General features: G+C 74.2%; 9 protein-coding genes. 7 read left to right on the top strand and 2 right to left on the bottom strand.

The window, feature by feature from the left end:
• Positions 1-106 precede the first annotated feature (106 nt).
• The 3 genes from ABH925_RS27480 to ABH925_RS27470 all read left to right on the top strand — a co-directional run bounded on the left by ABH925_RS27480 (position 107) and on the right by ABH925_RS27470 (position 3,584).
• Positions 107-1,495, top strand: coding sequence for an ABC transporter substrate-binding protein (locus ABH925_RS27480; RefSeq protein WP_370151885.1), 1,389 nt, complete (start codon positions 107-109; stop codon positions 1,493-1,495).
• A 110-nt stretch (positions 1,496-1,605) separates the two neighbouring features.
• Positions 1,606-2,580 (top strand): carbohydrate ABC transporter permease, encoded by a 975-nt coding sequence (locus ABH925_RS27475; protein ID WP_370151883.1) that lies wholly within the window; start codon positions 1,606-1,608, stop codon positions 2,578-2,580.
• Positions 2,577-3,584: a carbohydrate ABC transporter permease gene (locus tag ABH925_RS27470; RefSeq protein ID WP_370151881.1), complete on the top strand. Its 1,008-nt coding sequence runs from the start codon at positions 2,577-2,579 to the stop codon at positions 3,582-3,584. Before ABH925_RS27475 ends, ABH925_RS27470 begins: the two co-directional genes overlap by 4 nt.
• Here the strand turns inward: ABH925_RS27470 and ABH925_RS27465 are convergent.
• The gene (locus ABH925_RS27465; protein WP_370151879.1) at positions 3,574-6,660 is read right to left on the bottom strand and encodes an FHA domain-containing protein; all 3,087 of its coding nucleotides are present in this window, start codon (positions 6,658-6,660) and stop codon (positions 3,574-3,576) included. The two genes, ABH925_RS27470 and ABH925_RS27465, sit on opposite strands and share 11 nt — an antisense overlap.
• A 399-nt stretch (positions 6,661-7,059) precedes the next feature.
• On the opposite strand from ABH925_RS27465, the gene ABH925_RS27460 reads away from it, so the two are divergent.
• From ABH925_RS27460 to ABH925_RS27445, 4 genes are all read left to right on the top strand, one after another.
• Positions 7,060-8,946 carry a protein kinase gene (locus ABH925_RS27460; protein WP_370151877.1) on the top strand — a complete coding sequence of 629 codons (1,887 nt, stop codon included), beginning with the start codon at positions 7,060-7,062 and terminating at the stop codon, positions 8,944-8,946.
• 178 nt (positions 8,947-9,124) lie between these two features.
• Positions 9,125-11,368, top strand: a complete 2,244-nt coding sequence (locus ABH925_RS27455; protein WP_370151875.1) for a protein kinase — start codon at positions 9,125-9,127, stop codon at positions 11,366-11,368.
• Between the two features lie 51 nt (positions 11,369-11,419).
• Entirely contained in the window at positions 11,420-12,532 is a 1,113-nt protein-coding gene (prfB, locus tag ABH925_RS27450; RefSeq protein ID WP_370151873.1) for a peptide chain release factor 2, read from the top strand.
• Between the two features lie 273 nt (positions 12,533-12,805).
• Positions 12,806-13,297, top strand: a complete 492-nt coding sequence (locus tag ABH925_RS27445; protein WP_370151871.1) for an LPXTG cell wall anchor domain-containing protein — start codon at positions 12,806-12,808, stop codon at positions 13,295-13,297.
• 116 nt (positions 13,298-13,413) lie between these two features.
• Here the strand turns inward: ABH925_RS27445 and ABH925_RS27440 are convergent, their stop codons facing one another.
• Positions 13,414-13,608, bottom strand: a complete 195-nt coding sequence (locus ABH925_RS27440) for a hypothetical protein (protein ID WP_370151869.1) — start codon at positions 13,606-13,608, stop codon at positions 13,414-13,416.
• Positions 13,609-13,624 lie beyond the last annotated feature (16 nt).

The raw sequence follows: 13,624 nt of genomic DNA, 5'->3' as shown, positions 1-13,624 counted from the left end.
AAGTTATGGTCCAGTTCTTGCTGCACGGAACGGAACCGACCGGCAATCGATTCGGGGACGCGCGATCTGACAGGGCAGTCGACTTCCCTCAAGGAGGCTTGCACGTATGCATACGCATGTCGGCAGGGGCGGGGGGTGGCGCACCCGGAGACTGCTCGCGGTCGGGGCGGCCACCACGGTGGCGCTGGTCGCGGCGGGCTGTTCGAACAGCTCGTCCCCGGGTGGCGGCGGCAGTTCGGGCGCGGCGCCGACCCTCACCGGGAACTGCGCCCAGTACCAGGCCTACGCCGGGCACTCCGGCACCACCGTCACCATGTTCGCGTCGATCCTCAGCCCCGAGTCCGACTCCTTGCAGACCTCCTGGAAGCAGTTCAGCGACTGCACCGGGATCAAGATCTCCTATGAGGGCTCCAACGACTTCGAGTCCCAGCTGCCGGTGCGGGTCAGCGGCGGCAACGCCCCCGACCTGGCGATCATCCCGCAGCCCGGGTTGCTGGCGCAGATGGTCAAGACCGGCAAGGTCGCCAAGCCCCCGGCGCAGACCGTCACCAACGAGGACCAGTGGGCGCCGATCTGGAAGACCTACGGCTCGGTCGACGGCACCTTCTACGCGGCGCCGATGAGCGCCAACATGAAGTCCCTGGTCTGGTACTCGCCGAAGGCCTTCGCCGCGGCCGGCTACCAGGTGCCGACCACCTGGGCGCAGATGATGGCGCTCAGCGACACCATCGCCAAGGCGGGCAAGAACAAGCCCTGGTGCGGCGGGATCGGTTCGGGCACGGCGACCGGCTGGCCGGCCACCGACTGGGTCGAGGAGGTGGTGCTGGGCAAGTACGGCGGTGACGTCTACGACCAGTGGGTCAGCCACCAGGTCAAGTTCAGCGACCCGAAGATCATCGACGCGATGAACATCGTGCAGGGCTGGATGCACAACCCGGCGTATGTCAACGGCGGCTTCGGCGACGTCAGTTCGATCGCCACCACCACCTTCCAGGACGCCGGCACGCCCATCCTCACCGGCAAGTGCTCGATGCTGCAGCAGGCGTCCTTCTACGAGGCGCAGTGGCCCAAGGGCACCGCCATCGGCCCGTCCGGCGACATCTGGGCCTTCAAGCTGCCCGCCGTCGACCCGTCCGTCACCACGCCGGTCGAGGGCGGCGGCGAGTTCGTGGCCGCGTTCTCCAGCCGGCCCGAGGTGCAGGCGGTGCAGAACTACCTGTCCACGGCCGCCTGGGCGACCGCGCGGGTCAAGGTCGCGCCGGGCTGGGTCTCCGCCAACAAGGGCGTCGACCCGGCCACCTACACCGACCCGATCGACCAGCTCTCGGCGAAGTACCTCACCGACCCGAGCGCGACCTTCCGCTTCGACGCCTCCGACATGATGCCGGCGGCGGTCGGCTCCGGGCAGGAGTGGAAGTCGTTCACCGCCTGGTTCGCGCAGAACCAGTCGGTCCAGAAGACCGCGGCCGACACCGACGCGGCCTGGCCGCAGTGATGACGCCGCGCCGGTCCGCGCGGACCGGCCCAGCCCCGGCATGACAGCGTGCCGCCGGAGTCGCGGGCTCCGGCGGCACGTCCTTCCCGACCCCAAGGAGCGCGACGCGTATGTGGGCTGACACGCTGACCAAGTTCGGCAACGCCGCCGGCGCCGTCGTGGTCTTCGTGGCCGTGCTGCTGATCATCTTCTACGCGGCCGGCCGGGCCTCCGGCCGGCTCTCCAAACCCCTCGCCGTCGGGATCCTGCTGGGCCCCGCCCTGCTGCTGCTCCTGGTCGGCCTGGTGATCCCCGCCGTCCGCACCGTCTATCTGAGCTTCTACAACGACGACAGCACCCGGCTCCTCGGCGGGAAGAACTACACCTGGGCGTTCACCACCAGCGACATCCAGCAGGTGCTGCTGAACACGCTGCTGTGGATCGTGGTCGCCCCGGTCGCCGCGACCGCGCTCGGCCTGGTACTGGCCCTGCTGGTGGACCGGCTGAAGCGGCAGGCTCTCTACAAGGCGCTGATCTTCATGCCGATGGCGATCTCCTTCGTCGGCGCGAGCATCATCTGGAAGTTCGTCTACAACTACCGGGATCCCTCCCAGCCGCAGATCGGACTGCTCAGCCAGATCTGCATCTGGCTGGGCTGGCGCAGTCCGCCCAACTGGATCCTGGACCACCCGCTGAACAACTTCCTGCTGATGGTGATCATGGTCTGGGTGCAGACCGGGTTCGCCATGGTGGTGCTCTCCGCCGCGATCAAGGCGATCCCCGACGAGATCACCGAAGCGGCGGTGCTGGACGGGGCCCGCGGCTTCCAGCTGTTCCGGCTGATCACCATCCCGATGATCCGCAACACCCTGGTGGTGGTGCTCACCACGGTCATGATCACGACACTTAAACTCTTCGACATCATCCGCACCATGACCGGCGGCAACTTCGGCACCCAGGTACTGGCCAACGCCATGTACTCGCAGTCCTTCGAGCAGTACAACATCGGCCGGGGGAGCGCGCTCGCGGTGATCCTCTTCGTCGCCGTGCTGCCGCTCGTGGGCTACAACATCGTCCAGCTGCGCAGGGAGCGTGCCAACCGATGAGTGAGGGCATCGTCGACGCGGAGGCGGCCGAGCCGGCCTCCGGCGGTAACCCGGCCTCCTCCGGCAGGTCGGCCTCCGGCGGTCGTACCCGCAACCAGGCCGGGGCCAAGGCCGTGCGCCGGGCGTTCAGCAGCCCGGTCGCGTCCCTCCTGGTGGTCCTGCTCACCGCGGTGTGGACGATCCCGACCCTGGGCCTGCTCGCCACCTCGCTGCGCCCGCAGGCCGACGTGGCCTCCTCCGGCTGGTGGACCTTCTTCAGCCATCCGGGGATCACCCTGGCCAACTACCACGACGCGCTGTTCAACGGCGGATTCGGGGTCAGCAACGGCCTGATGCCCTATCTGGTCAACTCGGTGGCGATCACCGTCCCGGCCACGATCTTCCCGCTGGCCATCGCGTCCATGGCCGCGTACGTGCTGGCCTGGGTCCGGTTCCGGGGCAGTGACGTGATCTTCTTCGTCATCTTCGCGCTGCAGGTGGTGCCGCTGCAGATGGCGCTGGTGCCGCTGCTGCAGCTGTACTCGGGCGGAGCGCACGTCGGCAGCACCACGGTCTTCCCCAGCCTGGGGCTGGGTGGGACCTACGCGCCGGTGTGGATCTCGCACACCATGTTCGCGCTGCCGCTGGCCGTGTTCCTGCTGCACAACTTCATCGCCCAGCTGCCCACCGACCTCATCGAGGCGGCCCGGGTGGACGGCGCGAGCCACTTCCGGGTGTTCCGCTCGATCGTGCTGCCACTGGCCACCCCGGCGCTGGCCTCGTTCGCCATCTTCCAGTTCCTGTGGGTCTGGAACGACCTGCTGGTGGCGCTGACCTTCGCCGGCGGGACACCGGAGGTCGCCCCGCTCACCGTCCGGCTCGCCCAGCTGTCCGGTTCCTTCGGCGACCACTGGGAGATCCTGACGGCCGGCGCCTTCATCTCCATCGTCATCCCGCTGGGGGTGTTCTTCGGTCTCCAGCGGTACTTCGTCCGGGGCCTGCTGGCGGGCTCGGTCAAGGGCTGACCGGCTGGCTCTCGGCCCGCTGCATGGCGCTGGCCAGCAGCGCCAGGTCGGTCGGGCCGTTGCCCAGCTCGCGGACCGGGCGCCGGGCCGGCGGATCGCCCATCGCGGCCCAGTCCAGCGGCACCACGGTCGGACGCAGCGTCGCGGTCCGCGGGATCCTGCCGCTGACCCTTGCGGCCTGAAAGGCCGTCACCCCGCCGTCCGGATCCCGCAGATAGCCACGGCCGGGGCGGTCGTCGGCGAGCGCGGCCGCGTCCTCGACATGGATCAGCAGCGCGGACAGCCGGGCATCGTCGGTGCGCAGCGCGATCCGCAGCTGCGCCGCCTCGTCCAGGTCGGAGCCGCTGCTGCGGTCCGGGCGGCCGGTGGCGACGGCGAGGTGGACGCCCAGCCGCGGGCCGCGCAGCGCCACCGCGTCCAGCGCGGCGGCCAGGGCGGCCCGTTCCGCTCCCGGGGCGAGCAGCTCGTCGTGGTCGTCCACCACCACCAGCAGGTGCGGCGGCGGGGTGGTGGCCACCGCGAGCGGGCCGGTCGGCGGCTGCGGCCGGCCGTGGTCCTGGCCGCGGGCGTGGCCGCCGCCGTGGTCGTCGGCGGGGCGGCGGGGCGCGGCGAAGCGGGCCAGCGCCCGCTCGGCGTGCCAGGAGGCGAAGGAGCGCCCCTCCAGCAGCGTGTCGCGCCGGTCCAGCTCGGCGAGAAGGGACCGCGCGGTGTGCAGCAGCCGGGCCGGATCGGTGCCGTCCACATGGTCGGCCACATGCGGCAGTTCCACGCAGGGCCGCAGACCGTCGGCCGGATCGGACGGGGCCCGGCCCTCGATCAGGAGTATGCCGAGCCGGTCCGGGCGTTCGGCGACGGCGAGCGAGGCGACCAGGGTGCGCAGCAGCTCGGTCCGGCCGGAGCCGGGGGCGCCGCCGATCAGCAGATGGTCCGTCAGGTCGAGACCGCAGGGGCCGTCCCGGTCCGCGCCGATCAGGGCGGACGGCAGTTGGCCCGAGGCGACCTGGAGCTCCGCCCAGCGGCTGGAGAGCTTGGCGGGGGTGACCAGGTCGAGGCCGAGCAGCTCCAGCAGGCGGGGGGCCTCGGGCAGGACGCCCCGGCCCGGCCTGTGGTTGCCGTCCGGCTCGCGGAGCGGGGCCAGCGCCCGGGCCAGCCGCTCGGCCCAGGCGGGGGCGACGGCGTCGAGGGCGATGCCCTCCAGCAGTTCGTGTTCGGGCGCGGCCCGGTGCTGGCCGCCGGTCGGGGCGGCCGGGTCGGTCGGTCGCAGCGCCGGGCGCTCCAGCGTGAGCAGCGTGCCCACCTCGCCGCTGACGGCGGCGGTGGCGGCGCAGCCGTGCGGCAGCAGCTCGGGGCGTTCGGCCAGGCAGACCACGTGCACCCCCCGGGCCGGGCCGTGGGCCAGCAGCAGGTCCAGCGCGCTGCGGGCGGCCGGGCTGCCCGGGTCGCCGTCCACCACCAGGACGGTCAGCGGCCCCCCGGCGCGCGGGTGCCGCGGGCCGGCGGCGGTGGTCGCGGAGAGCCCGGCGCTGTCGGGCGTGGCGGCGGTGGGGGCCGTGGCCCGGGAGGCGGCCAGGGGCTGCGCCGGGACCTGGGCGGCCGGGCCGCTCCCGGCACGGTCCGCTCCGCGGCCCGAGGCGGTGGGGCCGGCCGCGGCGGCCCGGTGCGCGGCGGCGCCTTCGGCGCCGGTGCCCGGGGTGGCGGAGGCGGAGGGCGCGGCCCCGGCGGACCCGGGCGCGGTGAGACCGACGGTGGTGCCCAGCTCGGTCACCCGGGCCAGTGCCTGGGCCGGGTCCAGGGCGGTGAGCAGCCGGCAGGGCTGGCCGTGGCCGGGACGCAGCTGCGGCAGCCAGTACAGCCAGGACCAGGTCTCGGCACGCTGCTGGACCGGGTGTGCCGGGTCCGCGGCGACCAGGACCAGTTCCAGCACGTTCGGGCCGTGCAGCACCGCGAGCTGGGCCAGCAGCGAGCGGGCCAGCCCGGTGAGCCGGGGCCGCGGGCCGGTGAGGCCCAGGCTGCCGGTGGCGCGCAGGTCGAAGCTGACCGGCACCGCCGGCAGGCCGACGGTGCCGAGGCGCAGCGACAGCGCGTCGGGGTGGTCCGCGCCGCGCTCCCAGAGCCGGGGCCCGGGGCCGAGTGCGGTGTGCAGCAGCTCGGCCGGGTCGGGCCAGCGGGTCGGGTCGACCGGCGGCAGCGGCCGGGACGGCGGCAGCCGCAGGCCGTGCGGCGGGGTGGCACCGGGGCCGGGGACGGGTGCGGGCGCGGCGGCGGGCTCGGCCCGGCCGCGCAGCAGCCGCTCGCCCTTGCGGACCAGCAGCCCGCGCGCACGGGCGCCCAGTGGCCGGGGCGCCGGGGCGGGCTCGGCTCCGGTGCCGGTGGCGGTCGGTCCGCCGGGCCCGGCCGGGGCGGCGGCGAGTATCGGGGCGACCTGGACCAGGCCCTGCCCGTCCGGGAGCAGGTCGGCGCGGGCTGCGGCCCGGCCGGGGGCGATCTGCAGGGTCGATTCGCCGAGCCCGATCAGCGCGCCGGGCGGGACCGGGTACGGGTCGGCGCCCACCGGCAGTCCGTCCAGCGTGGTGCCGTTGGTGGAGCCGAGGTCGGCGACGCTGACCCGGCCGTCGGCGGAGACCTCCAGCGCGAGGTGGAACCGGGAGACGTCCGGGTCGTCCAGCGGGACGTCGGCGTCCGCCGAGCGGCCCACCCGGACCCGGCCGACGTGCAGCAGATGGATCCCGCCGCAGTCGGGGCCGCCGACCACCCGCAGCTCGGCCGGGGAGCCGGCCGCGTCCAGCTCCGGCACATGGTCCGGGTCGGGCTCGTCCAGCCGCAGCACCGCGCCGTCCACCAGCGGCGGATGCCCGAGCACCGCGCGCTCGTCGAGCCGCTGGTCACCCGAATAGAGGTGGACATGGGTCGCGGACCGCCCGCGCGCGCCGGAGCGCGCCCCCACCGCTCCCGCGAGGGCCACCGCGACCGCGCCGAGACTGGTCCCGGCCGGGGCCGTGACCAGGACGTCGGCGGCATGCGTGCGCGCCGACGGACCCCCGTCGCGCGCCGCGAGCACGCTCAGCCGGATCTGCATCGCCCCTCGGCCCCTTCCCTCCAGCACATGCCGGTCGGCACATGCCCGCCCACCCGTCCCACATCCGGCCGGCGGACCCAACGAGCGGCCACCGCAGGCGGAGTGGGCGCCACGCGCCTGAGGGCATCCTCCCATCCGCCACCGACAACTCGCTCCCGGCACCCGATCCAGTGATCTTGGGAACTTACGGCACCCCGGAGGACGTCCTCGGGGTAGGGGCCTAGTGTTGGCTCGAACACGGGTCTGCAGGCGGGACCCGGGCGTCCTGGACGCACCGGCCGTACCCGGCCGGAGCGCGGCCAGGTACGGCCAGGCACGGGAAACACACGGCACAGAGCTGGAGCGGGACCGGGGGGACCGGTCGCCTACGGCGCGGATGCAGGACTGAGGAGCGCGCGGGTGCGGCCGGTTGGCAGTAAGTACCTCCTGGAGGAGCCGCTGGGACGCGGCGCCACCGGCACCGTCTGGCGCGCCCTGGTCAGGGACGAGGGCACCGGCGGCCCGACCGGCCAGCAGGTCGCGATCAAGGTGCTCAAGGAGGAGCTGGCCCAGGACCCGGACGTGGTGATGCGCTTCCTGCGGGAGCGCTCGGTGCTGCTGCGCCTGGTCCACCCCAACATCGTCCGGATCCGGGACCTGGTCGTCGAGGGCGAGCTGCTGGCCCTGGTGATGGACCTGGTCGACGGCCCCGACCTGCACCGCTACCTGCGGGCCCACGGCCCGCTCAGCCCGGTCGCCGGCTCGCTGCTGATGGCCCAGATCGCCGACGCGCTGGCCGCCAGCCACGCGGACGGCGTGGTGCACCGGGACCTCAAGCCCGCGAACGTGCTGCTGGCCACGGTCCGCACGGAGGACGGCGGCGAGCGGATGCATCCGCTGCTGACCGACTTCGGCATCGCCCGGCTGGCCGACTCGCCCGGTCTCACCCGCACCCACGAGTTCGTCGGCACCCCCGCCTACATCGCCCCGGAGTCCGCAGAGGGCCGCCCGCAGTCCGAGGCGGTGGACATCTACGGCGCCGGGATCATGCTCTACGAGCTGAGCACCGGCCGGCCGCCGTTCCACGGCGACGGGCCGCTGCAGATCCTGCAGGCGCACCTGTCGCAGGAGCCGGAGCGGCCGCGCAACCTGCCCGAGCCGCTGTGGTCGGTGATCGAGGCCTGCCTGCGCAAGGACCCGTCGCAGCGGCCCGATGCCGTGCTGCTGGCGACCGCGCTGCGTACGGTCGCGGCCGGGGTGGGCGTGCACGCCACTCCGGCCCGGATCGACGCCGCGCTGGCGGTCGCCGAACTGCTCGCGCCGGCGCCGGTGCCGTTCGTGCCCGGCAGCCAGGAGCCGACGCTGCCGCGCGGGATGCAGTTCGACCCGGGCGCGCCCACGGTCTTCGCAGGTGGGGGGACACCGTTCGGCGCCGCCGACCCGACCGCGGTGCTGCCGGCCGGTGCGGCCGAGCGCACCCAGCTGCTGCCGCCGGGCGGCGGACGCTTCGGCTCGGCGGACCCGACCCGGATGCCGGCGCCGGGCGCGGCCGCACCGACCACGGCCATGCCGCAGTTCGGCCCGCCGCAGTCCGGAGCGCAGTCCGGCCCGCAGTCCGGAGCGCCGCAGCCGGGGATGCCGGGGGCGCCCTCCGGGGCGGGGAACGGCGCGCAGCCGCCGGCCGGCCCGCACCCGTGGGAGAGCCAGCTGCGGGCGGCCCGGACCCGTAACGAGCAGACCCGGGTGGACTACCAGTTCCCGCCGGACCAGCAGTCGCCGCAGGGCCGCCCGCAGGTGGCCCCGCCGCCGTACCGGGCGGCGCCCCAGCAGCAGCCGCAGTCCCAGCAGCCCCAGCAGCCGCAGTACCGCAATCAGCCCGGGACCCGGCCGCAGCGCGCCCCCGAGCCGCTGCCGTACCCGGGCGAGTCCGAGGGGTTCCAGCCCGAGCCGTACCGGCCCGAGCCGCCGCCGGAGCCCCGGCGGGGCCGCGGTGGCCGCAGCGCGCCGGAGCGCATCCCGGAGCGCGCGCCCGAGCCGGAGCCGCGCCGGGAGCGGGAGCCCCGGGCGCCGCGCCCCAGACGGCGGATGCGCATCCCCGGCTCCGGCTGCCTGCGCTTCCTGGTGGTGCTCGCCGTGCTGGCGGTGCTGGCGTGGTACTTCACCCCGCTGCAGCACTGGATCCAGAACGTGCAGGGCTGGTGGCACCAGGCGGTCGACTGGTGGCACCAGATCACCGGCACCGCACAGAAGATCAAGAACGGTGTGCCCAAGGTGCCGAACGTGAATCTGCCCACGCCAGGCAACTGACGATCCGGTAGGGAGCAGGTCCGGAGCCGGGTTTGGCGCTTTGTCGACATCTGACCTGCGGTAACGCGGGTCCGGTTCACCCATGCGGCCCCCTTCCGCGTACTTTGGTCGCTGACATACGCCAGGACGGCGGAGGATCGGCACCGTCGGCACAGGTCCCTACGCGCACGGAGCAGCCTTGGCACGCAAGATCGGCAGCCGCTACACCGCGCACCAGGTGATCGGCCGTGGCTCGGCGGGCACCGTCTGGCTCGGGGAGGGCCCCGAGGGGCCGGTGGCGATCAAGCTGCTCCGCGAGGACCTCGCCGCCGACCAGGTGCTGGTCGGCCGCTTCGTCCAGGAGCGCACCGCGCTCACCAGCCTGGACCACCCGCGCGTGGTCGGCGTCCACGACCTGGTCGTGGACGGGGACGACCTGGCCCTGGTGATGGAGCTGGTGCACGGCAGCGACCTGCGCTCCCGGCTGGACCGCGAGGGGCCGCTGACCCCGCAGGCGGCCGTGTCCATCGCCGCCGACGTCGCCGAGGGCCTCGCGGTCGCCCACGCCGCCGGAATCGTGCACCGGGACGTCAAGCCGGAGAACATCCTGCTCGACCAGGCCTCCTCGCCCGGCCCGGGCGGCGCGCCCCGGGCCAAGCTCTCCGACTTCGGCATCGCCCGCCTGGTCGACGCGCCCCGCCGGACCCGCGCCACCAGGATCATCGGCACCCCCGACTACCTGGCCCCGGAGGTGATCGAGGGCCTGGAGCCGCGTGCCGCCGTCGACATCTACGCCCTGGCCACCGTCCTCTACGAGCTGCTGGCCGGGTTCACCCCGTTCGGCGGCGGCCACACCGGGGCGGTGCTGCGGCGGCACGTCACCGAGAGCGTGGCCCCGCTGCCCGGACTGCCCGAGGACCTGTGGCGGGTGATCGCCCAGTGCCTGGCCAAGGCGCCGGCCTCCCGGCTGCGGGCCACCGAGCTGGCCGCCCGGCTGCGCGAACTGCTGCCCTCGCTGGCGGGCCTGCCCGCCCTGCGGGTGGCCCACCCGGACGCGGCGACCGCTCCGGCCGACCACGACGGGGCCGATCCCGAAGAACTGCCGGACGACGACGCGGAGGACGGCGACGCCGTCGATCCCGCGCGGCGCCGGGCCGGCCGCCGTCGGCGCGGCGCGGCGGTACCGCTGGTCCCCGGCTCCCGGCCGGACTCCAGCCGGGAGACGCACACCAGCCTGCGCCGCCCCAGCCCCGAGGAACTGGCCTCCTTCGCGGCCGCCTCGCGCGCCGAGCGCAGCGCCGCCGCCGCCCGTGGCGGGCGGCCGGGCGGGCCGGGCCAGGGCGGCGCCAAGCGCAGCGGCGCGGGCGCGGCGGTGCGGCGCCGCCGCCGGATCCTGGCCGTGGTGCTCGCCCTGCTGGTCGCCGGGGGCGCCTTCGGCGCGTACGAGGCCTTCGCCGGCAACGGGGGCGGTGGCAGCGGCCGTACCCCCGGCGGCGGCGTGGGGACCGCGACCGTCAGCCCCTCGTCCGGCGCCGTGGACGCCAACGCCGGCGGTCTGCCGCAGGCGCCGGTGGCCGGGCAGGACGACACCGCCACCAGCGCCGGCAGCACCCCGCTGCCCGGCTGGGCGGCCTGGACGGACGCACCGGCACCGCCCGCCCCGCTGGTGGGCGGGGTCCGCGCGGTCCGGGTCGGCGACACCGGCTATGTCTTCGGCACCTCCGCCGACGGCTACGTCCGCTACCTCACCCGCACCACGACCGGCTTCGGCGCCTGGGGCAAGCTCACCGGGATACAGATCACCGGCGAACCCGCGCCGGTGGTGCTCCCCGGGGACCACCTGCGGCTGTTCGCCCAGGGCACCGACGGCCTGGTCTACCTGCGCACCCTGAACGCGGGCAGGTGGACCGACTGGGGCAAGCTGGACGCCCGCACCCAGGTCGACTCCCCGCCCGCGGCCGCCGTGAACGGCGACCGGATCGACCTGGTGGCCCGGATCGGCACCGACCTGGCCACCACCTCGTACGTCGGGGGCGCCTGGAGCGCCTGGCAGACCGTGCCGACGGCGGGGAAGATCAGCGGCACCCCGGAGCTGGTCGCCGAGAACGGCGGCACCGGCCGGATCGACGCCTTCGTCACCCCGGTGGGCGGCGGGCCGCTGCTGCGTACCCAGGCCGTGAACGGTGTCTGGCACCAGGCCCAGCCGGTCGCGCCGATCACCGCGGGCCCGTCCCGGGCGGAGGCGGTCCAGGCCCCGGACAGCGGGGCGCAGTACGTCTTCACGGCCTCCGGCGCGGAGGCCGCGGGCAGCGTCGGAGGCACCGGCTGGACCGCCGGCGCGCTCCCGTCCGGCGGGGAGCCCGCCGCCTACGCCGACGCGACCGGCGTCGTCCTGTTCCAGCGCACCCCCTCCGGCACCCTCCGGTACTCGCACACCCGGTGACGGGGGAAGTTCCGGTGCAGAGCCCGTTGCCGGAAGCATTAGGCTGGTGACGTGGCAGCCATCGATCCTTCCGAAGCAATCAAGTCCCTCGAAACGACCATGTCGTCGATCGAGGCCGTGGTCGACCTCGACAAGATCCGGGCCGACATCGCGATCTTCGAGGAGCAGGCCGCCGCACCCGACCTGTGGAACGACCCCGACGCCGCCCAGCAGGTCACCAGCAAGCTCTCCTACCTGCAGGGAGAGCTGCGCAAGGTGCAGACGCTGCGCGGCCGGATCGAGGATCTCTCGGTCATGTTCGAACTGGCCGAGGACGAGAACGACGCGGACGCCAAGGCGGAGGCCGAGGCCGAGCTGGAGAGCGTCCGCAAGGCCGTGGACGAGATGGAGGTCCGCACCCTCCTGTCCGGCGAGTACGACGCCCGCGAGGCCCTGGTCAACATCCGGGCCGAGGCGGGTGGCGTGGACGCCGCCGACTTCGCCGAGCGGCTGATGCGGATGTACCTGCGCTGGGCCGAGCGCCACGGCTACCCGACCGAGGTCTACGACACCTCCTACGCGGAGGAGGCCGGCATCAAGTCGGCGACCTTCGGCGTGAAGGTGCCCTACGCCTACGGCACGCTCTCGGTCGAGCAGGGCACCCACCGCCTGGTCCGGATCTCGCCCTTCGACAACCAGGGCCGCCGGCAGACCTCCTTCGCGGGCGTCGAGGTGCTCCCGGTCGTGGAGAAGAGCGACCATGTCGACATCGACGAGGGCGAGCTGCGGGTGGACGTCTACCGCTCCTCCGGCCCCGGTGGTCAGGGCGTCAACACCACCGACTCGGCGGTCCGGATCACCCACCTGCCCACCGGCATCGTGGTCTCCTGCCAGAACGAGCGCTCGCAGATCCAGAACCGCGCCAGTGCCATGAACGTGCTCCAGGCGAAGCTGCTGGAGCGGCGCCGCCAGGAGGAGAAGGCGGAGATGGACGCGCTGAAGGACGGCGGCAACTCCTGGGGCAACCAGATGCGCTCCTACGTCCTGCACCCGTACCAGCAGGTCAAGGACCTGCGGACGCTGCACGAGGTGGGCAACCCGCAGGCCGTGCTGGACGGCGAGCTGGACGGGTTCATCGAGGCCGGGATCCGCTGGCGCAAGCAGCAGGAGCAGGCCGCGCAGTAGTCACCACCCGAGGCAGTCACACTGGTGCAGGGATTGCGGCAGTGGTGTGGTGGTTTTTAGTAGTAATCCATGCGTTCTTACGGCGATCTGCCCGCAAAACGGGCAGATCGCCGTTGACGTTTGCTTTCGCCATTCACCATGCTGGCCCGCAATGCCCTACGGGCAGGGAATCGGACTGCTGGGAGGGCCGTCGTGGCCATTGCTCGTCGCGGACACCGCAGGAGAGGCGCGGGCCCCCGGTCGCGCGCCGTACGCGTCGCGGGAGCGGCGCTGGTGCTGTCGGGAGCAGGACTGATGGTCGCCGGGGTGGCCAGTGCGGTGACCGTGCCCGAGGCCGCTCCCGGCATCGTGGTCGACGGCCCGCAGGACGGCGCGGGGGGCCTGCTCGGCGGAGTGGGGGCCGCCACGCCCGGCGGCGCCGCGAGCCCGTCGGACACGCCGACCGGCTCCGGGGCCGGTACCGACACCACGGTCACCCAGGTGCCCACGGCCGGCGGGAAGCCGTCGGCGCCGACCGACGGCCTCGTGCCGCCGCAGTCCCCGGCCGGTGCCGCACCCGGCACGCCGGGCGGCTCGACCGCGACGGCGAACCCGACGGCAGCGGCGCAGCCGACCACCGGTGGGGGGATGACCCAGCCGAAGGCCCGGCAGACCCTCGCCGAGACCGGCACCGACCGGAGCCTCCCGTGGCTGCTGGTGGGTGGCGCGACGCTGGTCGCCGGGGGCCTGGTGTTCCGCTTCGGCCCGCGTGGCGCCGCGCGCTGACGCACCGCGTCGGTGCCCGCGCGCTCAGGACACACTGAGGGCGGGTGACCGGGAGTCCCGCTCCCGGTCACCCGCCCTCGGCCGTGGTCATTGCTTCGGCGTGGCGCGTGCCGCGTTCACGCGAAGGCGTGCCGCGCTATCAGCACGCAGGCGACCAGCGCCGCGATCAGTGCGATCAGTGCGGTGGGGGAGAGGGCGCCGAACAGCCCCTGCTGCTCCTGCATCCGCTGCCGACTCGCACGGCAGGTCGGGCACCGGCCCTCGCTCACCGGGCCGGCACAGTTGGCGCACACCAGACGGTCGAGCGTCATGTGATCTCCTCCTTCG

Source organism: Streptacidiphilus sp. EB129 (assembly GCF_041262645.1).
In the GTDB taxonomy this organism is placed as follows: Bacteria; Actinomycetota; Actinomycetes; order Streptomycetales; family Streptomycetaceae; genus Streptacidiphilus.
This window is presented reverse-complemented; position numbering and strand designations above follow the sequence as displayed.